The organism is Thermosipho japonicus (genome assembly GCF_014201655.1).
Lineage (GTDB): Bacteria > Thermotogota > Thermotogae > Thermotogales > Fervidobacteriaceae > Thermosipho > Thermosipho japonicus.
Map to the genome: position 1 here is coordinate 185,263 of NZ_JACHEX010000003.1, position 25,356 is coordinate 210,618.

General features: G+C 31.7%; 23 protein-coding genes. 7 read left to right on the plus strand and 16 right to left on the minus strand.

Going from position 1 to position 25,356, the window contains the following annotated elements:
* Positions 1 to 54: 54 nt before the first annotated feature.
* From HNP65_RS06690 to iorA, 8 genes are all read right to left on the minus strand, one after another.
* Positions 55 to 2,838, minus strand: coding sequence for an AAA family ATPase (locus tag HNP65_RS06690; RefSeq protein ID WP_184619512.1), 2,784 nt, complete (start codon positions 2,836 to 2,838; stop codon positions 55 to 57).
* The gene (locus HNP65_RS06695) at positions 2,828 to 3,985 is read right to left on the minus strand and encodes a metallophosphoesterase (RefSeq protein ID WP_184619513.1); all 1,158 of its coding nucleotides are present in this window, start codon (positions 3,983 to 3,985) and stop codon (positions 2,828 to 2,830) included. The genes HNP65_RS06690 and HNP65_RS06695 overlap by 11 nt, the downstream gene beginning before the upstream one ends.
* Positions 3,986 to 4,005: 20 nt before the next feature.
* Entirely contained in the window at positions 4,006 to 4,644 is a 639-nt protein-coding gene (locus tag HNP65_RS06700) for a TIGR00153 family protein (protein WP_184619514.1), read from the minus strand.
* A gap of 15 nt (positions 4,645 to 4,659) precedes the next feature.
* A complete protein-coding gene (locus tag HNP65_RS06705; RefSeq protein WP_184619515.1) occupies positions 4,660 to 7,515 on the minus strand; it encodes an alpha-amylase family glycosyl hydrolase in 2,856 nt (951 codons plus the stop codon).
* 40 nt (positions 7,516 to 7,555) lie between these two features.
* On the minus strand, positions 7,556 to 8,473 hold the full coding sequence (locus HNP65_RS06710; RefSeq protein ID WP_184619516.1) for an inorganic phosphate transporter: 918 nt from the start codon (positions 8,471 to 8,473) through the stop codon (positions 7,556 to 7,558).
* Between the two features lie 65 nt (positions 8,474 to 8,538).
* Positions 8,539 to 9,459, minus strand: coding sequence for an inorganic phosphate transporter (locus tag HNP65_RS06715; protein ID WP_184619517.1), 921 nt, complete (start codon positions 9,457 to 9,459; stop codon positions 8,539 to 8,541).
* A gap of 149 nt (positions 9,460 to 9,608) precedes the next feature.
* Positions 9,609 to 10,223 (minus strand): indolepyruvate oxidoreductase subunit beta, encoded by a 615-nt coding sequence (locus HNP65_RS06720; protein WP_126993181.1) that lies wholly within the window; start codon positions 10,221 to 10,223, stop codon positions 9,609 to 9,611.
* Complete coding sequence (gene iorA / locus HNP65_RS06725) at positions 10,223 to 12,151, minus strand: indolepyruvate ferredoxin oxidoreductase subunit alpha (RefSeq protein WP_184619518.1); 1,929 nt, start codon at positions 12,149 to 12,151, stop codon at positions 10,223 to 10,225. Before iorA ends, HNP65_RS06720 begins: the two co-directional genes overlap by 1 nt.
* Positions 12,152 to 12,421: 270 nt before the next feature.
* Between iorA and HNP65_RS06730 the strand changes: the two genes are divergently transcribed.
* From HNP65_RS06730 to flhB, 7 genes are all read left to right on the plus strand, one after another.
* Positions 12,422 to 13,696: an SLC13 family permease gene (locus tag HNP65_RS06730; RefSeq protein WP_184619519.1), complete on the plus strand. Its 1,275-nt coding sequence runs from the start codon at positions 12,422 to 12,424 to the stop codon at positions 13,694 to 13,696.
* A 2-nt stretch (positions 13,697 to 13,698) separates the two neighbouring features.
* Positions 13,699 to 14,775 carry a ribosome biogenesis GTPase YqeH gene (yqeH, locus tag HNP65_RS06735; RefSeq protein WP_184619520.1) on the plus strand — a complete coding sequence of 359 codons (1,077 nt, stop codon included), beginning with the start codon at positions 13,699 to 13,701 and terminating at the stop codon, positions 14,773 to 14,775.
* A gap of 4 nt (positions 14,776 to 14,779) precedes the next feature.
* The gene (pduL, locus tag HNP65_RS06740) at positions 14,780 to 15,370 is read left to right on the plus strand and encodes a phosphate propanoyltransferase (RefSeq protein ID WP_004100903.1); all 591 of its coding nucleotides are present in this window, start codon (positions 14,780 to 14,782) and stop codon (positions 15,368 to 15,370) included.
* Between the two features lie 121 nt (positions 15,371 to 15,491).
* Positions 15,492 to 16,313, plus strand: a complete 822-nt coding sequence (locus HNP65_RS06745; protein ID WP_184619521.1) for a purine-nucleoside phosphorylase — start codon at positions 15,492 to 15,494, stop codon at positions 16,311 to 16,313.
* A gap of 17 nt (positions 16,314 to 16,330) precedes the next feature.
* Positions 16,331 to 18,628, plus strand: a complete 2,298-nt coding sequence (locus HNP65_RS06750) for a methyl-accepting chemotaxis protein (RefSeq protein WP_184619522.1) — start codon at positions 16,331 to 16,333, stop codon at positions 18,626 to 18,628.
* Positions 18,629 to 18,634: 6 nt separating this feature from the next.
* Positions 18,635 to 19,399: a flagellar biosynthetic protein FliR gene (gene fliR, locus HNP65_RS06755; protein WP_184619523.1), complete on the plus strand. Its 765-nt coding sequence runs from the start codon at positions 18,635 to 18,637 to the stop codon at positions 19,397 to 19,399.
* A complete protein-coding gene (gene flhB, locus HNP65_RS06760; protein ID WP_184619524.1) occupies positions 19,330 to 20,466 on the plus strand; it encodes a flagellar biosynthesis protein FlhB in 1,137 nt (378 codons plus the stop codon). The genes fliR and flhB overlap by 70 nt, the downstream gene beginning before the upstream one ends.
* Here flhB and HNP65_RS06765 read toward each other — a convergent pair.
* The 8 genes from HNP65_RS06765 to HNP65_RS06800 all read right to left on the minus strand — a co-directional run bounded on the left by HNP65_RS06765 (position 20,449) and on the right by HNP65_RS06800 (position 25,356).
* Complete coding sequence (locus tag HNP65_RS06765; RefSeq protein ID WP_246348213.1) at positions 20,449 to 20,841, minus strand: hypothetical protein; 393 nt, start codon at positions 20,839 to 20,841, stop codon at positions 20,449 to 20,451. The two genes, flhB and HNP65_RS06765, sit on opposite strands and share 18 nt — an antisense overlap.
* 87 nt (positions 20,842 to 20,928) lie before the next feature.
* Positions 20,929 to 21,336 (minus strand): transcription antitermination factor NusB, encoded by a 408-nt coding sequence (gene nusB, locus HNP65_RS06770; protein ID WP_425506716.1) that lies wholly within the window; start codon positions 21,334 to 21,336, stop codon positions 20,929 to 20,931.
* Between the two features lie 21 nt (positions 21,337 to 21,357).
* Positions 21,358 to 21,693, minus strand: a complete 336-nt coding sequence (locus HNP65_RS06775; RefSeq protein ID WP_184619526.1) for an Asp23/Gls24 family envelope stress response protein — start codon at positions 21,691 to 21,693, stop codon at positions 21,358 to 21,360.
* Positions 21,694 to 21,709: 16 nt separating this feature from the next.
* On the minus strand, positions 21,710 to 22,267 hold the full coding sequence (efp, locus tag HNP65_RS06780) for an elongation factor P (protein WP_184619527.1): 558 nt from the start codon (positions 22,265 to 22,267) through the stop codon (positions 21,710 to 21,712).
* Between the two features lie 11 nt (positions 22,268 to 22,278).
* Positions 22,279 to 23,652 carry a PP2C family protein-serine/threonine phosphatase gene (locus HNP65_RS06785; protein WP_184619528.1) on the minus strand — a complete coding sequence of 458 codons (1,374 nt, stop codon included), beginning with the start codon at positions 23,650 to 23,652 and terminating at the stop codon, positions 22,279 to 22,281.
* Positions 23,645 to 24,013 (minus strand): response regulator, encoded by a 369-nt coding sequence (locus HNP65_RS06790; protein ID WP_184619529.1) that lies wholly within the window; start codon positions 24,011 to 24,013, stop codon positions 23,645 to 23,647. Before HNP65_RS06790 ends, HNP65_RS06785 begins: the two co-directional genes overlap by 8 nt.
* Positions 24,014 to 24,616, minus strand: coding sequence for a TIGR03936 family radical SAM-associated protein (locus tag HNP65_RS06795; protein WP_184619530.1), 603 nt, complete (start codon positions 24,614 to 24,616; stop codon positions 24,014 to 24,016). It lies immediately after the preceding gene.
* Entirely contained in the window at positions 24,613 to 25,356 is a 744-nt protein-coding gene (locus tag HNP65_RS06800; RefSeq protein ID WP_184619531.1) for an NHL repeat-containing protein, read from the minus strand. Before HNP65_RS06800 ends, HNP65_RS06795 begins: the two co-directional genes overlap by 4 nt.

The following is a 25,356-nucleotide window of genomic DNA, read 5'->3' on the forward strand; positions in this document are numbered from 1 at the left end:
CCATACGTTTCTTCAAGTTATCAAAAAAATGTTTGTAACATATTGTTAACTAAATTAAAGTCTTATGATATTTTCTGCCATGTGCGTAAATTCTTCATCGTGTGTTATTATAAACACCTGCTTTACATCTTCAAATAACTTTTCAATATTTTCTGCAAGGAGTTTTTTTCTTTCTACATCAAGGTTAACGGTAGGCTCATCAAGTATATAAAAATCTGATTTTGAAAGGATCTTTGAAAGAGCGGCCCTAATGGCAATTGCAACACTTACCTGCTCCCCACCTGAGAGCATAGAAAATGTTCTCTCTATTGATTTTTCAACATTTCTTAGAATAACTTCATAATCATTTTCCGCGGAGAATTCTATCATTTCAACTTTTCCAGTCATTCTAATGTAATTTTCAGTTGAGAGATTAGAAATCTCATCTGAAATTCTGTGAGCTACCTTCATTCCCAAATCTCTTAATTTTTCTCTAAATTCTCTTGTCAGTTTTTGCTTTTTTTCTAAAAAATTTCTCTTAGATTCAAGCTCTCTTTTTTCATTTTCAAGCCTTTCCTTTCTTTCTCTTTCCTTAACAAGAAACTTTACATTTTCCTCTAATTTTCCTACTTGCTGTGAAAGCTCTGATAATTTTTCATTTCTTTTATCAATCTCTACAACTAAATTATTTTTTTCGCTTTCTATTTCTTCTATATTGTGAATTTTTTCTAATTCTTTTTCAAGAATACTAGATAATTTTTGATTTTCTTTTATCTTTTTCTTTGTATCTTTAACTTCTTTTAATATATCTTCTAGCATCTGAGCTTCCTTTTCAAATTTTTTATACAAGTCAAAATCTTTTCTTAACTTATCCATCTCTTTTTGTTTTTCTTCTATAGAGTTCATTGTACTTTCCATATCTTTCTCAATATCATTATACTTTACCAGAACTTTTCCAACTTGCGCTAATTCCTTTGAAGTTTTCTCAAAACTTTCGTTAAATAACGATATTTTTTCATTTATGCCCTTTAACTTTTCATCTTCATCTCCAATTTCTTTTAAATATTTTTCATGTTCTTTTTCAAGGCTGTTTTTTCTCTCTTTTGTGATTGAAATTTGCTTTACTAAGGATAAATTTTTTTCTTCATACTCTTTCTTTATTTTTTCCATATCTTCATAGTTTTGAGTTTTAAGAATATTTTCTATACTCTTTATACTTTCCTTTTCTCTTTCAATTTCCTCAAGCTTTAAATTTATATTAGAAAGCTGAATTTCTTTTTCTTTTATATTTTTTTCTAATTCTTCCTTTTCTTTTTTGAAAATTCTTAACTTTTTTAGACTTTTTTCAAGCTCAGATATTTTCTCCTCTATTTTTCTCTTTTCAACAATATATACCTCAAATCCTCCTTTTTCTTTTACATTTTTACATTCTTCCTTCAATATCGGACACATTCCACTAGATAATTCACGACTTACATTTTTTATATTTTCAAGTCTTGCACGCAAATTTGCAAGATCTTGTACTAATTGATCTTCATAGCTTATATTTTTCTCTAATTCTTCTTTTCGTCGCATTAACCTTGAAATCTCATCTTCAAGCAACTTTCTATTAAAAGAAAGTTGCTCTTCCTCTGAAATTTTTATGTGTTTATGCTGTAATTCTACTTTGAGTTTCCCTAGCTCTTCATATTTTTTATTAAACTCCTCTATTTCTGCAGAAAGTTTAGATTGATCATCCAAAAGACTTTTCAAATATTCATCTAACTTAAAAATCTCTTTTTTTAAATCACTAATTTTTTCATCCTTTTCAGCTATTCTTTTTTCAATTTCTACCTTTTTTTCTTTTAAACTACTAATTTTAGACTCTAATAAACTTTTATTTTTTTCTAATTCATTCCTTTTATCTTGAAGCGTTTCTTTCTCACGCTTTTTCTCTTGAAGTTCTTTTTGCTTGGCATTTAATCTTCTTACTTCTTTTTCAAGCTCTAAATACTTTTCATATCCTTTTTTTGTTTTTTCTACAATATCTTTAGCTTTAGTTGCATCCTCTAATCTTTTATTTAAATCATCCAATTTGCTATTTAAATGTTCTTTTTCTTTTTCCAGCACTTGTAAGTCTTTTTTTATTCTGTTATAACTTTCTATTATATCCTCTAAGCTTTTTTGTCTTTTCCTTAGATTTTGTATTTCTGCTCTTAGGCTCTCTATCTCATTTTTAACTTCTTCTAAATTTTTTTCATGTGATTTTATTCTTTCCTCTAAATTAGCAAAATCTTCACTTTCAAGTTCTAACTTTATCTTTTCTAACTCAACCTTATTAACTTCTAAATCTTTTTCATAACTTTGCTGAACTTTCGAAAGTTTGTCAGATATCTCTCTATACACATCTGTTTCAAATAATCTATCAAATAGCTGCTTTCTCTCAGCAGGTGTTTTTGAAAAAATATCCGTAAGTTGATTTTGGTAAGCATATATTACTTTATTAAACACCTCTTCGTTTATTCCAACAATGGTTTTAATGTATTCTGAAATATCTTCTTTCCCTTCATATTTCAAGCTTCCATCTTTTGAATAAAGACTTGATTTGCTTTGTCCTATACTTTTTTCCAAAACGTATTCTTTTCCATCGCTTCCAATAAATTCTACTTTTATTTGAGCTTTTTTACTTCCATCCTTTGAAATAATAGAATTTAACGTTCCACGTGGTGACTTTGAAAAAAATGCAACGCTCAACGCTTCAAATATTGAGCTTTTCCCCGTTCCATTTTTTCCAAGCAACAGGTTAATGCCTGGTTTAAATTCAAATTCTCTATCTTTATGCACCCTAAAATTTTTTAAACAAACCTTCTTAATTATCATCTTTTCCACCCTCAAGTAATTTGTTTAAAAATTCATCAAATATATCTATCAAATCCTCTTCTTTCTCAGTTTTCTTTAAAGTCGAGATAAGTTTTGATGTATTATCTGCATTTTTTGAAAAAATATTTTCCCATGATTTAATAATCTGTTTTTCAATTTCTTCTTTGCTAAGATTTTTAAGTTGCTTGCTATTAAATACTTGACCTTCAAAAATCACCTTTACATTTACCTTTAATGCTCCCCTTGATAGTAATTCTCCTTCAATCCAACCAACATTAGGATATCTGCCTGATGAAGAATTTATTTCAAGGTTTATTATCTCTCCTTTTTCAACATCCAAATTTGCCACAAAATCTTTGTAATTATCTATACTGATTCTATGTGTAGAAAGCTTTCTCTTTTTTGATGGATAAAAGGTGTATTCTCTTGAATCAGTATCAAAAATTATATAACCTTTCTGACCTTTTTCATTTAAATCCCAATATTCAGGAGCACCAGGTATAAAAAAGTATGGATTTGTTGATGGGTATTTATAGAAGGAATGAAAATGACCTGCGGCAATATACAAAACTTTATTGGAAAAAGCATCAATGACTTCTTTTGTCACACACCCCGGAAGCAGAGTATCAGATAAATCATTAACAATCGCCGTGTGTACAATAACTATATTTTTTCCTTTATCTAAAGATTGAGACAAATCTTGCAATGCCTTCTCATTTAGATTAGATTGATATGAAATTCCAAAAAATTTTATTCCATCAATTTCTACTGGTATAAATTTAAACCTTTCATTTTCTACAAAACATTTTGGAAATATTGCAAGTTCTTTTTTTTCAAGATACCATATCCAAGACTCTTTGTATGTAGAAACCTGATCATGGTTTCCTTCGATAGCTAGAACCTTAATTTTATTTTCCTTTAAAATATTTAAAAGTCTTTCTGCTTTATACAATGTTTCAGGAGAAATATCACTTTTATCAAACAAATCACCAGAGATAATTACCACATCAACTTTGTTTTTTACTGCTTCATTAACTATATACTCTGCCGATTTAAAATAGTCTTCATACCTTTCATTAGAATACAAACCGATACCTCCAGCAGGTCTCCTGCCAAGGTGCCAATCAGATGTATGTAAAATTTTCACAAAATCACCTCAAGCAAACCTTACACTTTTCTCTTATACAATATTATTTGAATTCTATCAGAAACATCTTCAGATGTATCTGATATATCCGCTATCCTATGAACCAAATCTTTCAACTGAATTTTTTCTGCAAGAGGGATATCAAGTGAAAAGATCTTTCTAATAGTACTTCTTTCTATCTCATCTGTTTCATGTTCAAACCTTTCTGTTTTTACAATCATCTGACTTGCCTTTTCAAAATCTTCGAACATTTCCTTTGCAGCTTCCTTTAAAGCTTTGTAAGTTTCAAGTGATTTTGATATTAAAGCTTTCAAGTTTTCATGTATTTCTTTTGGAATGATTAAATCTTGTAGATCTATCTCATCTGCAACACTTTCTGCTTTATTTGCTATCCTATCAAGTGCTTCAATTGTTCCAAGAAGATCCCCTCTAAAATTTGGTAAAAATGCACCTGAATACATTTCAAGTTCTGCTTTTCTTCTTATTTGATCGGCTGCTGTCTCTGCTTTTCTTACTTCTTCTGCTAATTCCTTTTGTTTTTCTTTGTCTTTCGAACAAATAAGATCTTGGAGCTTTAGTATTGTATCTTCAACCGCATCAAGATGCTGTCTAAAAAGCTCTATAACTACCTGCTCTTTTTTTCCGAAAAAAAGGCTCATATATTTTCTCCTCCTTTACTTTACAAATATATAAATTTGCCGTGGATTTATCGTCCAATTTGTATTTTGTAAAATCATTTTATCTTTTTCTCCAAATTCATAGTTATCGCCATCAAAAAATGCATACCAAACCCATTTATATCCTTCAGGAATTTCGTATGTATTTGAATATGTTGGATCAAGGTTAATCAATACAAGCACGTCTTGGAAGTTATACGATTTTTTCAAAACATACAAGTTTTTCCAATCCTTTTCAATCTTAGTATTCCCAAAAGCAAGTGCTGGGTACTCTTTTCTTAAATTGATAAATTCTTTAAAAAAGTTCAAAATAGAATATCCATTTTCTTGTTCTTCTACAGATACTCCATCATCTGGATCATCGTATATTGCTCCATCTTCTCTTGCATTACCCTTTGAAATTCCTCTGTAGAATTTCTTTGTCCAGTAAGTCTGACCACTTCCTTTTTGATCCTTATACCATTGCATAGGCTCACGCACAGGTATGTCCCACGGATATGAATGCCACTTCCATCCCCTAAGTCCTATTTCATCACCATAGTAAATAGTTGGCATACCCGTTAAAGAAAGTAGTAAAGCATTAACTAACAAATATTGTTTTGTGGCAGATATCACATCATTTTTATATTTTACATCCACAAGCTTAGACACAAACCTTACTAAATCGTGATTATCTATAAATGGAAAATGATAAACATTTAGAAAATATGAAGAAGATAAAGAATCAACCCAGCTAATAGAATCTTTAAGTAAATTGTCTCGCCCTTCGTAATAATCTCTTATATTGTACATAAAGCTAAAGTTAAAAACTGGCATAGGAGCAAACCTTGAAAGTATCTCTGGAGATCCTTCATATACTTCACTTACAATAACTGCATCGTCACCTATTTTGCTTCTAATATAACTTTCTAACTTCTTTGAAAGTTCTGCAGATTTATCAATTCCATCATTCCAATCAAAACCATAGTAGTGTTTTGCTGCATCTAATCTAAATCCATCTACTCCCATGTCTATCCAAAAATCTATAATTTTTTTTACTTCTTCAATTACCCGAGGATTATCATAATTTAGATCCGGCATTGAAGAGCTAAATAAACCAAAGTACCAAACTTTTTGTCCTTTAGAATTAAACTTGTAATGCCAATGATTAGTATTTCTTGGTTTATCTAAACTCATTATATAGTAGTCCCAATATGGAGAGTCTGTAGTATTTTCAAGAGCATCCAAAAACCATGGATGTGTGTCAGATGTGTGATTTAATACTAAATCCATAACAATTTTTATTCCATTTTCATTGAGAACTTTTATCATATTATCAAGGTCTTGCAGCGTTCCATAGTCTGGCTCTACATCATAATAATCTTCAATGTCATATCCATGATACGATTTACTTTTATTAAATGGCAAAAGCCAGACTGTATCAACTCCAAGAGATTTTAAATAATCTACCTTTTCAGCAACTCCATTAAAGTCTCCTATTCCATCATTATCTGTGTCATAAAAAGATCGAATAAATAATAAATACATTGTCGATGAAGTAAAAGGGACATTCAAAGAAACCTTTTTTATATCATCTCTTGATAATTCACTAATCTCACTTTTAAACCCATTAGCAACTACCCTTACTCCTATTCTTTCAACGTTCCAAAATTGAAAACCTGCTAAATCAGTTGTAAAGAATCTTTCTGATATTTGACTGACTAATTCATAATTAGCGTTGTTTCTTTCTTTCTTTAAAATTTCAAATTTTACATTCGAATATTTATAATCCCAACTTAAACTCAATTTATTGGTATCAACATTGTAAACCGCATGTATCTCTTTTATATCTTCAATATTTATTAATCGAATATCTTTCTTTTCAAGTATACATAGGTTACTTTCTTTTCCATTAAAGTAAGCCTTTATTGCAACTCCACTAATATTATCGTAATCTTCTTTGGTAAGATTGACCGTATAACTTTTTTCATTTGTCTTTGCTAAAAATTCATAAATATACTCTTCCTCAGTAATTTGAATTTCTTTGTATATATAAAAACACGCATTATTAATTGAATAATCCCAATTTAGAGTAAGTTTACCATTAATTTTTTCTATAGTTCCTTTTAAATTTACTATAGGATCCGCTTCTGGAATTACAACTTTTACTTTAGGTTTATCGTCACCTTTATCAAAATATACTCTAAACTTTATCATTTTTGTTTTTGCAGGAGCTAATTCTAAATTAAATTCACTTTCAAGACTTGGACTTTCTACTGAAAGATCACCATCTTTTAGCTTAAGTAAAATTTTAAACCTTATTATCCAAGTTGAAGGACAAACTTCTTTACTTACTTCCGTTAACATTTTAACTAAGTTTATATTCTTTTCTTCAATGCGTTTTTCTGTTTCTTCTTGGTATATAATCTTTGCTGAAGTAATATTATATCTTTCAAAAATATCCGGATCAACTTCGATAATTGTATCAATTATTCCACTTTTATAGAAAGTATCTATATAAATATTCGTATTTTCTTTGTCTATAAATTGATTTCTTTTTTCTCCTGAAAAGATCATTGTATCATTCTCATATCCTTCAACCTGGAACGTATAGGTTCCAGGCAAAAGTTCAATTTCAAAGAAAATGTTAGAAGTATCACTGCTTTCGAATAAGAATGATTCTTGGCTATTATTTTCTTTTACAACAAGAACAACTCTATTTAAATTATCAACAAAGTTACCATGTGATGGCATGTTTACATTTACCCTTACAAGAACTTTACCATTTAATTGAAAGTCAGCTGCACAACCTGATCCAAATATTGAAACAAAAATCATTAAAAAAAATATAAAAGTTAACTTTTTAACTTTCATTTTTACTTACACCTCACCTACCATGAAATTTCAATATTTTTTAAAACATCTTCACTATATAGTATATCAAAAATGTAATAGCTCCAGAAATAACAGGCGTGTTTACCCACGCACTTACTATTTTTAAGATAATTTTTTTACTTGAAAGTCTAGAACCTCTTGCATAACCTGCACCGATAACTGCCCCAACAATTGCCTGAGATGTAGAAACTGGAATTCCCAAAAGCGCATAAATCCAAACAGTGATCGACTCACCCAGTACAGCAATAGCAGAAGAATAATAATCAAGCTCAATTATTTGTGTACCAACAGTATACATCACCTTATAACTGTAGGTTAAAACTCCAAGTGCTATACTCACGCCTCCCAATAGCGCTGCGTTTTGTACACCAATTGTTTTAGCAAAAACACCAGTAATATTTGCAACATTATTTGCACCTAGAGAATATGAACCATATGCACCTATAACAAGAGTTCCGTAAAAAATTACCTTCTCTTTCACATAAATGGACTTTATCTTGTTAAAAGGTACCGCAAAAATTTTGTATGCCAAAAAGCTAAATATTATCCCACCAATAGGTGTACCTATCCAGGCTGCAAAAAGTTTTACAAGAACGCCCCACTTTACATTCCCTTCTATTAAAGAAGTAACAATTAGTGATCCAACAATTGCTTGAGAAGAAGAAACTGGAACTCCAAGGTATGTCATGGTAGTCATAGTTATTGCTGAAGCCAAAACAGAGATGGAGGCAAGCCCAATCTGACTTGATGAAATACTACTTATCGTCTCAATTCCTTTTGCACCATCAAGCATTGCCCCTAGAATGATAAATATCGCAGAAATAATTGTAGCAGTTCTATACTTAACTATCCTGTTACTTACAGCTGTTCCAAATATATTAGCTGCATCATTTGCACCAAGAGACCATCCGAAAAATATCGCTGGAAGGACGTACAAAAAAATAGCTACCACCCCCAAATAGAAGTGCATCTTTTTATACTACCACACGTCAATTATTTAAATCAAAAAAAGATTTTTGAAAAATAATAAACAATAATTGTAAATAATCCTGAAAAAAGAGGTGTAGCTACCCATGTTGTAATAATTTGAAAAATAATCTTTTTGTTTGTTAGCTTTGAACCTCTTGCAAGGCCAGTCCCAATTACTGCTCCCACTATCGCTTGAGACACAGAAACCGGTATTCCGATAACAGAATAGATCCATACGGTGATAGATTGGCCAAGGATAGAAATGGCAGAAGAAAAGTAATCAAGTTCTATAATTTTTTTACTGACTGTATACATTACTTTCTTATTACTAAAAAGTGCACCAACAGCCATGCTTAATCCTCCAACAAGAGCTGCCATCTTTATTCCTATTTGATTTGCAAATACTCCGGTAATATTTGCAACATTATTTGCACCTAAAGCGTATGATCCATACGCACCAACTAATAACGTAGAAATTACTATTACTTTCTCCCTAACCCAAAAAGATCTTATCTTATTGAACGGCACAGAAAGTATTCTATAAAGTAAAAAGCCAAAAATAATTCCCCCAACAGGTGTGGTAACCCATGCAATAACTAATTTAATTAAAATTTTCCAATTAACATTGTTATTTAATATACCTACAGCTAATATCGCTCCAACAATTGCTTGAGAAGATGAAGATGGAATACCAATTTTTGAAAGAATTAGCATAGTTAAAGCCGCTGAAAAAACAGATATTGCGGCAAAATAAAGTGACATGTTAGAAAAATTACTTATTGTTCTAATTCCTTTTTCTCCACCAATTAACGCTCCTAAAAACACACTCAATGCCGCTACTTTAGTAGCTATTTTATATCTTAAAACCCCATTTTCAACTGAGGGACCAAATATATTGGCAGAATCATTAGAACCAAGGAGTATACCAAAAAACACTGAAAATATTACATACAAAAATCTCCACCCCTTTCAAAAAAATATTGATATATTATTAAGAATATTAAATTTTTCTAAATTTGTCAAATTTGGACAAAAAAGTTAAAATTAGCAAAAAAAATATCGGGGAGGAATCTCCCCGATATCTTCACATATCTTCTATATACTTACTTTAAAAGCTCTTGCGCAGTTTTAATTCCCATATCAAAGGCTTTCATATTTAAATCAACTGCCTTTTTTGGAACACTAACCTTAATAACTTCTCTAATAGATTCAGGAGAAAGTGGAAAATCAGGAGTTTGAGTCAAAGCACCTATTAAAACAACATTTGTTGCTATTATATTTCCTGCATCTTTAGCTATACTTTCTGCATCAAAGCTTATATATTTTGCATTAAATTTATTCTCTACTATATCTTTTATCTGTTCATGAGATGGATAATTTGCAAGTCCCATTGCAACCTGGACTGGTTGTATTGGTCTAGAATTTGTAAATACAAGTCCTCCTTCTTTTAAATAATTTATGTATCTTAATGCTTCTACAGGTTCAAAAGAAAGGATAACATCTGCTTTTCCTTCAGGTACCATTGAACCGTATACATTCTCACCAAATCTAACATATGAAATAACACTACCAAATCTTTGACTCATACCATGGACTTCTCCAACTCTTACCTTGTATCCTTCGTTAAGAGCAGCCCATCCTAAAAGGTTTGCAGCAGTTAAAATTCCCTGGCCACCGACTCCAGTAATAACAATATTATATTCTTTAACTGCAACCATTATTCCGCCTCCTTTACCAATTCAAAAGCACCAAATGGACAAACTTGTGCACAGCTTCCACAACCCCAGCACATCGTTGGATCAATCTTTGCCTTGTTATTTTCTGCATCCCAGAAAATAGCTGGGCAACCAAATGTAGAAATACAAACCTTACATCCTGTACATTTATCTGTGTTTACTTTATACAGTGGCAATTTTTCTTTATTCCTCTTTGCCTTACCTACCCTGTAAAGTGCACAAACTTGTCTTGATACAACAACACTTACTCCTTCAACTTCAAGTGCTTTCTTTATAACTTCCGTCGTTTTCTTTATATCATATGGATTAACAACTTCCACAAAATCAGCACCCATAGCTTTTACAACATCTTCAATTGGTATTCTCTTTCCAACACCATGTGGAGTATCACCTGTTCCAGGATTTGGTTGGTCTCCAGTCATTGCAGTTATCTCGTTGTCTACTACAACAACCAAAATATTTGATCTGTTGTATATAGCATTTGCAATTGCTGGAAGACCTGTATGATAGAATGTAGAATCTCCTATTGTCGCAACTACAACTTGTTTCTTTTCATATGTCTCTTCATTTGTTGCGCCATTTAACGCCACACTTAATCCATGTGCAACTCCAATCGAACCACCCATTGCAACTGTTGTATCAACAGCGTTTAATGGTGGAAGTACTCCAAGTGTATAACAACCTATATCACTTGGGAATATTGCTTTCTTTCTTGTTGCTTTATTTATCGCAAAGAAAGAATTTCTATGTGGACATGCTGGACACAATGAAGGTGGTCTTGGAGGAAGAACACTACTAATTTCTTTATATTTTTCATCCAATTCTTCAAAGTTTATTGGAGTTTCAATACCCAAAAATTTCGAAATTGCAATAACTGCACGCTTTGTATCCATTTCATATATTCTTGGGACAATATTTTTCCCATATATTGGTATATTTAATCCTTTATCATACGCCCACATCTTTATTTGTTCCTCAACTACAGGTTCAAGTTCTTCAACAATCAATACTTTTTCAAGTCCTTTTAAGAACTCCTCAACTAATTTATATGGAACTGGGAAAGGTGTTGCAAGCTTTAAAATCTTTACATCATCAATATTCAACCAAGAAAGTGCTTCTTTTACATATGCATATGAAAGTCCCGGTGCAATAATTCCAACCTTTCCGTTTCCTTCAATCTTGTTAAATGGACAATTTGCAAATTCTTCGCGTATTTTTTCGATATTTTCAAGAATTTTTGGATGGAAATTTCTAGAATGTGCAGGAATATCAACAAACCTTGTTGGATCTTTTTCAAAATTTCCATGTCTTCTTACTTTATTTACTATCTCATCCGGAAGTTCTCCTAAGACAACATCTCCTCTCATATGAGAAGATCTCGTTGTTGTTCTAAGAATCACCATATGTTTGAACTTTTCACTAATCTCAAACGCATATTTTGTCAAGTCCTTTGCTTCTTGAACACTGCAAGGTTCAAGAACTGGAACATTAGCAAATTTTCCAAAGACTCTTGTATCCTGCTCATTTTGAGATGACCACATACTTGGATCATCTGCGACCATAACAACAAATCCGCCTTCAACACCCATTCCAACGGCACTCATAAATGTATCTGCAGCAACGTTTAAACCAACGTGTTTCATAGCTGTCATGGATCTAAGACCACTCCATGCAGCAGAAAGGGCTGTTTCAAAAGCAACCTTTTCATTTGTAGAATACTCCATGTAAACTCCTGCGTCTTTTGCAACTGCCGCCATAGTGTCTGTAAGCTCAGAACTTGGAGTACCTGGATATGCTGCAAAAATTGCTATGTTTGCTTCAAGTGCACCTCTTGCAATAGCATGGTTTCCAAGAAGCAAAATCTTCTCTCCAGGCTTGTTAAGTAATACCATATCAGTAACTTTTGCCATCTTATCACTCCCATACGTAAATTTTTTCATTACCCACATTTATAATTTTCCAATAAATAAGACAAAAACGCAAATATATTCAGAATATAAATCAATCAATTTTTTAGGTATATATACGATTTTTTAAGAATACCAGTTTTTTTAACAAGTTTTGAAAAGAATTTAACACACAAATTTATAATAGTTTTAACAAGAATGGTATATTTTAAGAGTTATAATAAAGAGTGTGGTCTAGATTATTATATTTTGGTTGCTAGAGGGGGTAGACTCGTGGAAAAAATATTTGCAATATTAATAGTAGTAATCGCATACGGTTATATCATCTTTGGAAAAAAATATAAAGCTCCAATTGTATTTGGTCTTGCACTCATAGTTGCTGCTTTTAAACTAGTAGAAGGTCTTGAACCAGAGAATATAAGCAGAGTAGTTGACTTTAACACCTTAGGACTTTTAGCTGGTATGACGGTGATTGTTGAATTTTTGAAAAAGACAGGCTTTTTCCAATTTCTTGCAATTAGAATTGTTAAAAAGGGCGGAAAGAGGTTCTTTTTAACAATTGTAGGATTGATGGCGCTGGTTGCACTTTCTTCTGCATTTTTAGATAATCTTGTAACAATCATCCTTATAGCCCCAATGATATTTTTAATTACCGATTCTCTTGGCCTTAACCCTATCCCATTTTTAATGCTAACCATAATAATAGATAATATAGGGGGTATGTCAACATTAATTGGAAGTCCTTTGAACCTAGTTCTTGGCTCGGTAAGTGGTTTAGGCTTTAATGATTTTATCAATAACATGTGGTTTATTACAATAATAAGCTTTTTAATATCCGTATTTATGTTTAAAAAATACACAAAAGTCGATAAGTCCGTTGAAGAAAAGTTAGAAAAGCTCTCTGGTATAGATGAAAGTAGAGCAATTACAGATAAAAAATCTTTAAAATTTACTCTAACTGTTTTCTTAATAGTCTTATCACTCTTTGGACTTCATCAAGTAATTGAAATTGATCTTTCATTTGTTGCACTCCTAGGTGCAATAGCAGTTATGTTGTTCCACAGAAAACAATTTAACGATATAAGTAATGAAATTGATTGGGATACTCTATTCTTTTATGCCGGGTTATACATACTTTCCTTTACACTAGAAGAAGTTGGTATTACAAACTTACTTGCAGGTTTATTTACTCCACTTTTAAACCACCAATTTTTATCAATCTTTGTAATATTCTTATTTGTTTCAATCTCAATTCCATGGCTCAGTGCTGTTCCAGGAACATTGATCATAGCACCTGTTATTAAACTTCTTGTAGCTTCAGGTTTTTCACCAGCATTTTGGTGGGTATATGCAATAAGTGCAAATCTTGCTACAAATTTAACCCCACTTGGTGCTGTTCAAAATATCGTTGGAGTAAATCTTTTATCAAAGCAAATTGGAAGAAACTTTTCATTTGGAGAATACATGAAATGGGCTTTTAAACCTTATTTTGTTACTTCATTAGTAGGATTTCTATACATATTACTTAGAATCTACATTGGAGGTTAAGTATGAAATGTAGAGGTTGTGGTGCAGAGCTTCAATACACAGATCCAACAAAACCAGGATATATCCCAAAAGAGATTTTGGAAAATGAACCTGATCCATTATGTCAAAGGTGCTATAGAATAATCCACTATGGAAAATTAACAGTACCTGTACAAGAAGAAATATTTTTACACCAAATCGATAAAGTTATTAAAAATTTTGAAAAAGTATTATACGTTATAGATATTACCGACTTTGAAGGCACGTATAGAAATGAAATAATGGAGAAATTACAAGGAAAAGATGTGTATTTTGCCATAACAAAGTTCGACCTTCTTCCAAGATCACTCTCCGCTATTGAAGCTCAAGAGTGGCTAAAAAAAAGATTAAATACAACTTCTGAAAAAATCTTCCTCACAAGTAGTAAAAATGGGTTTGGTTTGAAAAAACTTGAAAAATTCTTTAAAGATTCAAAAAAAGACATTTTAATCGTAGGAGTAACCAACGTTGGAAAATCTTCTCTTCTTTCAGCTTTTACAAAGGAACATCCAACAATATCTCCATTTCCTGGAACAACCCTTGGAATAGTAAAAAGGAAAGTTTTTAACACCTACATATACGACACTCCAGGAATTTTGACAAATGACAGAGTCATAGATCTTTTATCTCCTGAGTGTCAGGCCAAAATACTTAAAACAAATAATTTAACTAGAAAAACTTTTAAAATTGACCAGTCACGTGCCATCTTAGTTAGTGCTTTTTGCAAAATAGAGGTTGAATTTGATGGAGATAAAAAGCCGATTTTTCAAATATTTGCTCCTGAAAAAGTAACTTTTCATGAAACAAAGAGTGAAAGAGCAGATCAATTGATCTACGAAAGAGCAGGAGATTTTTTGCTGCCACCATGTAAAAAAACTGATATGTCAAAATATAACTTTAAAACAGAAAGAATATTAGTCGATCAAGAACAAGAAATTTCAATAAATGGTTTGTGCTTTATCAACATAAAAAGAGGACCATTTGTAGCCAAAATTACCGTTCCAGAAAATATTAACGTTGCTTTGAGAAATAGATTACTAAAACCAAAAAGAGGAGGTTAAAAAAATGAAAATCAAAGAACCTGGAATCATCGCTGGTGTAAGTAACAGACACGTTCACCTTTCAAGAGAAGATGTAGAAATTCTTTTTGGAAAAGACTACCAACTTACTCCAATAAAAGATTTAGGTCAACCTGGTCAATTCGCCTGTCAAGAAACTGTTATCATAGTTGGTCCAAAAGGTGCTATTGAAAAAGTAAGAGTTTTAGGTCCAGAAAGAAAAGAGACACAAATTGAAATATCCCTTACAGATGCATTTAAAATTGGGGTCAGACCTCCAGTAAGAGATTCAGGAGACCTTGATGGAACACCAGGAATAGTAATCGTTGGACCAAAAGGCAGTGTAATTAAAGATAAAGGTGTTATTATAGCAAAAAGACATATTCACATGCACACTTCTGATGCTGAAAAATATGGCGTAAAAGATAAAGATATAGTAAAAGTTTTGGTCGAAAAAGAAGGCAGAAGGCTCATATTCGACGACGTTTTAATAAGAGTTAGCGAAAAATACGCACTTGAATTCCACGTTGACACAGACGAGGCTAATGCTGCACTTTTAAAGACTGGTGATCTTGTCTATATAATTGATGAAGAATAATTAAAAAAATAATCTAGAAAAATCCCCTTCTTTTTCTTAGGAGGGGATTTTTCTTGTTTTTAATTTATCATGATATAATATTTTTGGATATTTCCAAAAAAAGATAAAGGAGGAGTTAAAGATGAAAGAATACATTGAAAGAGTCAACAAAGCTGTAGAGTTTTTAAAAGAACACATTGACAATATCCCAAAAATTGCTATTATACTAGGTTCTGGTCTCCATGGAATTGCAGAAAGTATTGAAAGCCCAAAGAAATTTTCCTACAAAGAAATCCCAGGTTTTCCAGTTTCCACAGCACCAGGCCACAAAGGAGAATTAATTTTTGGAAAATTAAACGGAAAAGATGTAATGTTGATGAATGGAAGATTCCATTACTATGAAGGCTACGATATGAAAACTGTTACGTTCCCAATTAGGGTAATGCAACTTCTTGGGGTTGAGATCTTAATTGTTACTAACGCAGCAGGTGGAATGAATCCAGAATTTGAAATTGGACATCCAATGTTCATTACCGATCATATCAATATGATGGGAGACAATCCTTTGATTGGACCTAACGTTGAAGAATGGGGACCAAGATTTCCAGATATGTCAAATGCATACGATAAAGAATTAAGGCAAAAAGCAACAGAAATTGCAAAAAAGTTAAATATACCATTCTATGAAGGTGTTTACGTTGCAGTTTCCGGCCCAAACTTTGAAACGCCAGCAGAATTAAAAATGCTCAGATGGATGGGAGCAGATGCAGTAGGTATGTCGACAGTTCCTGAAGTAATAGTCGCAAATCATGGTGGTTTAAAAGTACTAGGAGTTTCTGCAATTACCGACAAAGCTGTTCACGATGATCTCAAACCACTTACTGCAGAAGAAGTACTAGAAGTTGCAAACAAGACAGGAGGAATGATCGTAAAAATAATCTCCGAGCTTATAAAAGAACTATAAGGAGGCATCAAAATAAAATGTCTTTTAGGACAAAGATTTTGTTGTTTGCGATATTTTTGGTAACGATTCCAATGTTTTTGGTTACTTATGTCAATATATCAACTGTAAGTTCTCAATTAGACACTTTACAAGATGAAGTTAAAAATAATATAAACGAGAATGTTGTGAAAAGTTACGAAGATTATCTCCAAAAATTTCAAAATGAGATAATTGCACAATCAGAAGAATACACCAATGAACTTACAAAAACAGTCAAGGAGCAAGAACAACAAATTCAGAAAAAATTTGATGAAATATACTTAAAAACTCTTTCAACACAAGCCAATTTTACATTTCAAACTGTAATTAATTTAATAAAACAAGAAAATGAACAACTTCTTACTGGTGCAAGAATTGCTGCTTCTTTAAAAGAGGTTGTAGATGCAGCAAATGAAAAAAATTTATCCATCACGGAAAGAAAAGCTCTTTTATTTCCCTTTATAGAAAAATATAATTTTGAATATGCAGGGCTTTGGACTATTGATGAAAAAAAACCAAGAATAAAAAGCAAGCTTTATACTGATTTTGATAACAAATATGTTGTAGAATATGCAAAGGTTTCTTCAACCTCTGCAAATATTTCATTCTACAAAAAACCTCCATATAAGGAAGAACTTTCAAAGATATTCAAAGAACTTTTAAATTCTAAATCCGTATTCTATCGAACCTTTATCTTCCCATACATAGATTCACTATACTCGATTGCTGTAGTTCCCGTTATGCACCCAGTACTTGGAAATACAATAAACGGCTTTGTGGTATTTGTAAATAAATTAGACAACAGCTTTTTAGATAATATTAAATCAATTTCAAATTCTGAAATCACCTTGTATGTGAATAACAAAGCACTTATTACTACTAAAGTAGGAAAAGATGGAAAAAGATTAACGGGACAACCACTTTCACAAAGTAAAAATGACATAATCGAAATTCTTGGAAAATCTTACTTTGCAAAAAAAGGTAGTTTTACTTACCTTGGTAAAAAAATAGGTACCCTTGAAGTTGCAATTCCATTTGAAAAAATAGATACAAGATTTAACTTTCCAAAACCAAAACCATTTGTAATTCCTGAACTTGAAAAACCAAATGTAAACATTAACTTAAAAATCAATAATAAAGCAATCGTTCAAAAATCTGTAATTCTTGCACTAATCATTCTTATTATTAGTATCATTCTAATAGTTGTAATCACCAAACAACTTCTTAAATCTTTAGAACATTCAAAAACTGTAATTGAAAAACTATCTGAAGGCAAATTTGTAAACATTGAAAGTGACAAAGCATCTGGAGAATTCAAAATAATCTTGGATTCTTTGAAAAAACTTTCTGAAACATTTAAAGACTTTGCTAAAAAGCTCCTTACAAGCTCAAACCAACTCGTATCAGAAGTTGACAATCTTGAAGAGCTAAATAATATCTTGCAAAAAACCTCTCAAGATGTCTCTGAGGCCGTAAAGCTATTTTCTAACAACACATCTATTATTTTAGACGACTTTGATGAAATGAAATCAAGCACAGACAATGCAAAAGATGTTATTAATCAAGTTGTAACTACTCTTGAAAATCTTGTTGATGAAATACTCGAAGCAGAAGAAAAAATTGATGAAAACCAAAAATTTGTCAGAGAATTCGATGAAAGTATCAAAAATTCTCTGGAAACTATCGAAAAATTCAATAGCTATATAAACCAAACAATTGGACAATTTAACCAAGTAACCGAAGAAATCTCTAAAATTCAAAACGTTGCAAATCAAACCAACCTTCTTGCACTTAATGCGGCAATTGAAGCAGCACGGGCAGGAGAAGCTGGAAAAGGATTTGCAGTTGTTGCAGACGAGATAATGAAACTATCAGTCGAGATTAATGAAATCTCGAAAAAATTAATGAAAGATATGGAAAATTACACTGAAAATCTTGGGAGTTTAAATGCTGTATACGAAAATTCAAAGGAAAGCTTTAACGCTCTTTCAAAAACCAAAGAAGATTTCTCTGAAAGCTTTAAAATAATAACTCAACGTATTGAAAATCTTGTTGATACAACAAAGAATGTATCTTCTATTTTGGAACAAACAAAAGAGGTATTCAACCATATGGTAGAAATTTCTTCAAGGTCTGCTCAAAATGTTGGACAAACTGTCGACAAAATGACTACAATTGAAGTAAAAATGAAAAAGCTAGAAGAATTTTCTAAAAAACTAAACAAGATGGTCAAAGACATAGATTCAGTCTCTGAAAGGCTTAAACAAATAGCTAAATGGTTTAAGATAGGAGATTAATAAATAATGGAAATAATCGACTTTGTCGAAACACAATTTTTGAATTGGGCAATGCTCATTAGCAGATTAACTGGAATGTTCTTAATTACTCCCTTACTGTCAGCGGCATTCGTGCCAACGACAGTGAGGGCTTTTCTTGTTCTTGCACTCTCTTATATGTCACTACCACAGGTAGATACTATACCACTTGATACACCAGTTATCACTATCGTTCTTTCTCTTCTAAACAATTTCCTTATTGGCTTTGCCATAGGACTTCTTGCTTATTTTATATTTGGTGCATTTTCTATTGCAGGAGAGTTGTTAGGAATCGAATCTGGTTTTGGTCTTGCTACCGCTATGGATCCTACAATGGAAGAAACTCCAATTGTTGGACAATTAATATTTCTTCTTTCATTGTTTGTTTTTATATCCCTAAATGGCCACATGGTTGTATATCAAGGGGTTGTAGATTCTATAAAAATTTTTCCTTTATACCTGGATAAACTAGATTTTTCCTTAGTAAAGTTTATTGAAACAAAATTTATCGAAATGTTCTTTATTGCTTTAAAAATTGGGCTCCCGGTAATTGGATATATGTTTATAATAAACGTTCTACTTGGAATACTCTCAAGGCTTGTTCCACAGATGAACGTCTTTATGGTCGGAATTCCTCTAAAATCGCTTTTGGTATTCGTAATCTTTTTAGGGATGGTGCCGATATGGGCAGAGACTTCCGCAAAACTTCCTGTGCTTTTAGAGAAGGTAATTCAACAATTTCTCTCAGGATAGATCTACAATTATTTGCTGACCCTGATAAAACAGAAAAGGCAACGCCAAGAAGAAGACAAAAGGCAAGAGAAGAAGGACAAGTTCCGATATCCAGAGAGTTAACCTCTGGATTTACGTTTCTTGCTGCGGTACTTGGCTTTGCTTTCTTAGGTCGTGGAATTATAATTGGACTTCAATCTGCTGTTGCATTTTTTGCAAAACTGCCATCATATGATTCTTTAACTATACAAGATCTTGGCATCTATACAATAGAAGCTTTCAAAGGTGTTATAATAGACCTTATTATTTTTGTTGCGCTTGTAATGATGACTGGAATTGTTACTGGAAGTCTTCAAACAAAATTTTTAATAACTTTTAAAAGCATTAAACTTGATTTTTCAAAGATAAACCCAATTAGCGGTCTTAAAAGAATGTTTTCCCTTAGATCACTTTTTGAACTTCTTAAATCCATTCTAAAACTAGTGATTGTTGGCTATGTTGGATACCTTGTCGTAAAATCAAATTGGAACAAGCTCCTTCTTGCAACAGATACAAGTGTAAGTGAAGGTGCACTTCTTATCTGGGACATCACATTTGAGCTTTTAATTAAATGTGGTATCGCACTATTTATTGTCTCAATTGCTGATTACTTTTTTTCAAGATATGAATATGAAAAAAATATAAGAATGACAAAGCAAGAAGTAAAGGAAGAATTTAAAGAAGTGGAAGGAAATCCTGAAATTAAAAGGAAGCAGCGTCAAATCATGATGCAATATTCTATGCATAGAATGATGCAGGAAGTACCTGAAGCTACCGTTGTAGTAACAAACCCAACACACTTTGCTGTTGCAATTAAGTATGACTCAGATGAAATGGATGTTCCAATAGTTGTTGCAAAAGGTGCAGATAAACTCGCGCAAAAAATAAAGGAAATTGCAAGGAAAAACAACGTACCAATATTAAGAAATCCACCACTTGCAAGGGAATTGTATTTTAGCGTAGAAATAGGTGATGAAATACCCCAAAAACTATACAGAGCTGTTGCAGAGGTTCTTGCATACGTATACAGCTTAAAAGAGAGGTATTAGTTTTCGTATTACCTTGTCAACAGGCTTTTTAGGAAGTATAAATTTTCCAATATAGCTTTTTATAAGAATATAACCTTTGCCATCTTCAAATTCAATTTTTTCTTTAAAAGGACCAAAATAATTCCTACCATCACTTGCTTGTCTTTCAACAACACATTTTCCGTTATAATCCAAAATTTTGTATCTTACACTCTTAATAGCACCCGTCTTTATTCTTTCCTTAAAAGAAATACTCTGCGGTGAAATATATACAATTTCAGAAACGCCACGGGAATAAAAATCGTGCCTTATATAATTTACAATATAAAAGGCTTCAAGGCTTCTTAAATAGTCCCTTTTAATGGTAAAATACCAATTAAAAACAGAATTTAGCATCATACAACATGATGCTAAAACTATAACTGCTATTATTATTCCAACTAAAACCTCAGAAAAAGAAATATTTACCCCCCTATATTTTTCTTACATATCAAATTTTTCTTTAGGTGCTTCCCCCTTGGCTATTCTATCTAATACCCCATTAATGAATTTACCACTATTTTCAGTTCCATATGTCTTTCCAAGCTCTATCATTTCATCTAAAGTAACTTCTATAGGAACATCTTCGACGTATAAAAGTTCATACGTTCCAAGTCTTAAAATGTTTCTATCCGTCACAGAAAGCCTATCTAATGTCCAATTTTGAAGATACTTAGAAATAATTTCATCTAAAGATTCTATAGTTCTCTTAATCCCCTCTATATAACAATATGCTTGCTCTCTAAGCTTTTCATCTTCTAGCGAACTTATATGCTGCTTTGCTATTTCAGTCAAATCTTCATCTTTTTGAAAGTCCCATTGAAAAAGTGTTTTAAAAACACTTTCGCGCATTTTATGACGCCTTTTTATCAATTATTCTTCCTCCTCTGCTGGCTCTATTTTTTCAACTACATCAACTATAGAAACGTTAACTGCAGATACTTGAAGTTCCGTCATTCTTTGAATATTTTCTGAAATATTCTGCATAATTTTCTTTCCAAATTCAACTAAACTCTTTCCATATGGAGCCACGGTTTTAACACTTACTATTACGTTATCATCAGGTGTCCTTTCAATTTCAATATTTCTTTTTAACTTTTTTGCATCTTTATCATCTGCAGACAACTCAAGAACTTCTAAAAAACTTCTAAACGCTATTTCCTTTAAAACTTCATCACTAATATTTATACTTCCTTGTTCAAAATCCATGGGCTCCCCCTCCTTTTTATGCCCTTTCTATGTACTCACCTGTTCTTGTATCTACCCTTACTTTTTGACCTTTCTCAACAAAGAATGGGACAGTTATCTTCAATCCTGTTTCCAAAACAGCAGGTTTTCCTCCACCAGAAACGGTATCTCCTTTAAAACCTGGGTCTGTTTCTACAACTTCAAGAACAACGCTTGTTGGAAGTTGTATTCCAATAGGTTTACCTTCATGCATTATCAAATCCACTTCTGTATTTTCAACTAAATAATTTTTTTCTTCTTCTATATCACTTTCAGGAATACCATATTGTTCAAATGTCTCATTATCCATAAAGTAATAGCTTTCACCATCGTTATATATATAGGAAGCTTTTCTAAATGTAATTTCCGCTTCTTCTACTTTTTCACCACTATTGAAATTCACTTCCCTTACAAGTCCTGTAGATATATTTTTAAGTTTTGTCCTAATTAAGCCTGATCCTCTTGCCCTAAAATGCTTGTTTACATCAATTACCCTGTAAATTTCACCTTCATATTTTATGTACATTCCCTTACTTAAAGAACCTACATCTACCATCAATACACCTCCTAATTAAAATATTTAATAGCAAGTAAAGTCATATCATCGTGCTGCGGTGCACCCTGAGAAAATCTAAAAACATCATTCTCAACGTTATATATTATTTCCTTTGCAGATAAAAGATAAACTTTTTTTAAAATCCTCTCAAGGCGTTCAAAATCATATTCTTCTCCACTTAAATTCCTTGCTTCAGGAATTCCATCCGTATATGCAAAAATTAAATCACCACTAGAAAGTTTAAATGTTTGAACCTCAAAATCCATATCTTCAAACATTCCAAGAGGAGTATTTGTAGATTTAACTTTAGATATGGAAGAAGAATTTACTATATAAAGTGGATCATGCCCAGCATTTATTACTTCAAGAATACCATCTCTTGATATCTTAAAAGAAACACATGTTACAAATCTATCCTCGCCTACATCTACAGAAACCATATTATTTAGACTATTAAACGTCCTTTTTAAATCTCCATCAGTACTTTCTATCAAAGACTTAAAAGCACTTCTCATAGAAGACATAATTAAAGACGCAGGAAGACCTTTTCCAGATACATCAGCAACAATTCCAAATAAAAAATCATTTTTTACAAAGACATCAAAATAATCTCCTCCAACATGTATTGCTGGTGTGCTTTCACCAAAAGAATCAAAATTATCATCATGTGGAAACTTCTTTGGAAAGAAATTAAGTTGGATATTTCTTGCAATTTCTATCTGTTGGTTTAATCTTTCTCTTTCAATTTCTTCTTTCAATGCTATTTCTCTTTCAATACTCCCTGAAATCTGCTGAGCCGTAGATTCTACGATCTTTTTATCTCCCGCGGTAAAAATAGAACCACTTTCTTTTCCAACAAATAATAGATAACCGGCCTTTTCATCAGATGCAGTTGAGATATATTTAAAAATTATACTTTCATTATTTAATTTTTCACATCTTTCTTTAATAACTGTCTCCGAGGAAAATTCATCTACCTCCTCACTAACAAGCTGATTAATATTTTCTGGACATGTTCCAACTGTTTCCATAACCTTTCTCTCATAATTCAAAGAAATAATTCCACATTTAAATCCCATTGCCTTCTTCAATGTATAAAGTATAGGTTTTAAAATCTGCTTTGTCTCAATATTAGAAGCAATAATCTTACTAATTTCAAAAAGTGTAGAAATTTCTTCATACAACCTCGTTATCTCTTCAAGTTGACTTTCTATTAAAATGGTTGAAGACTCAAGTTCTTGCTTGTAAGCTAAAATTTCTGCATTTATTTTTTCTATTTCCTCTTCAATTGCATTCAACAGTTTTTCTTCTGATTCATAAACTTTTGGTTCTTTACCAGAAATTCTGCACAGCATTTCATAAACATCTTGTAATCTTTTAATCATTTCCAATCAACCTCTTAACTTCCTCAATTAGTTGTGAAGGACTAAACGGTTTGGTGATTACCATCTTTGCCCCGAGAGATTTTGCAAGCCTTTCATCTTCGCTACCACCTTTTGCAGTTAAGATTATAACCGGGATATCCTTAATTGATTCATCTTGACCTTTTTCCTTTAAAACTCCAAAACCGTCAAGCCTTGGCATCATAATATCTAGAATTATCAAATCTGGCATTATTTCTTTCATTTTCTCAAGACCATCAACACCATCAACTGCTTCATGAACTTCAAAACCGGCTTTCTTCAAATTAAAAGATGTAATCTTTCGCAGAACTTCAGAATCATCTACCACTAATATTTTTTTCATTTAAGCACCCCTTTCAAAAAGAAAAGAAAGAGCATTATCTTGAATATAAGCTTCTTTTCTTAACGCAAGAAAAACTTTATCTGATAGAAGATATGGATTAAAAGTATTTTCCTTTCTAATAATATAGTTTATCACAACATAATCCTTTTTTTCAAATTTTCTTACATTTTCAAGAACACCTAGGCTAATTTGACGTATCCCTCGTTTTGTTTTCTTTTCAATAACTTTAGTTGTATCAAAATCAAAAGGTTTTTTTACAAAAACTAAAAATTCATATTTTTCTATCTTTGATAAATTTACAAAATTCTTAGTTACATTATCTATTTTCAAATGAAGTGGCTGAACCGCTGCAATTTCGTTATAAACAACTTGGGGATCATAGTCTTCTTCAAGATTTATATTTACGTAAAATGCAAGATCGATAACACCTGTTGAAACCGGATCAATATATGAAAACTTAGGTTTTGGATGAAACCCTTCCGTAAAAGTTAATTTTAAATTTGTTCTTCTAAAAGTTCTCTCAATCATAGTAATTGTATCAAGCCCTGCTACAAATCTATATGGACCTAGTTTTTTAAACCTTACAAGATAGCTATAACTCATTTACTTTTCTCCTTTTTTACCTGAAATACATAAATTTTTCCATCTTTCATATCCGGAACATACAAATATCCATCCTTATAATACAGATCTGAAGGCGATGAAAAACCATTCTTTTCAAGTAGTTTATTCCATTCTTTGTCATATACAACTACATTCTTGGAGTTGTAACCTGAAACAAAAAATAAATCATCAGCAAAAAAGATTCCATCTCCACCTTTAACATCTGAAAGTGTAAAGCTTTCAACAACACCTTCTTTAGAACATTTATAAACCACTGCAGGATTTTCAAAAGAAATTACATACAAATATTTTCCGTCAGTTGTAATACCGTTTGGTCTTAAAATATTAAAGACAACATTTAATTTATCATTCTCTAAGATATAAACAGAGTTACCGTAAGTGTCAGTAACATAAATCTTTCCTTCATACATAGTAACATCATTTAAGTACCTTGGAAAAGTAGCAAAATAACTTTTGTATGTTTTACTACTTAGATCATATTTTATCAGCCTATCAAAATCAACAATCCACAAATCTTTCCCATTTAAATAGAGTCCTCTTGGATCAACAAGAGACAAGATATACTCATTCTTTTCTTTTGATTGATAGAGAACATTTCCATCTTTTACATGTAATTTCCCCATATTTGAAATAAAATATCCACCACTGTTATCTACAACAACACTTTCAGGTGCAAAAAGTCCCCAAATAGAAAAAATTAAACTCAAAATAATTTTCAT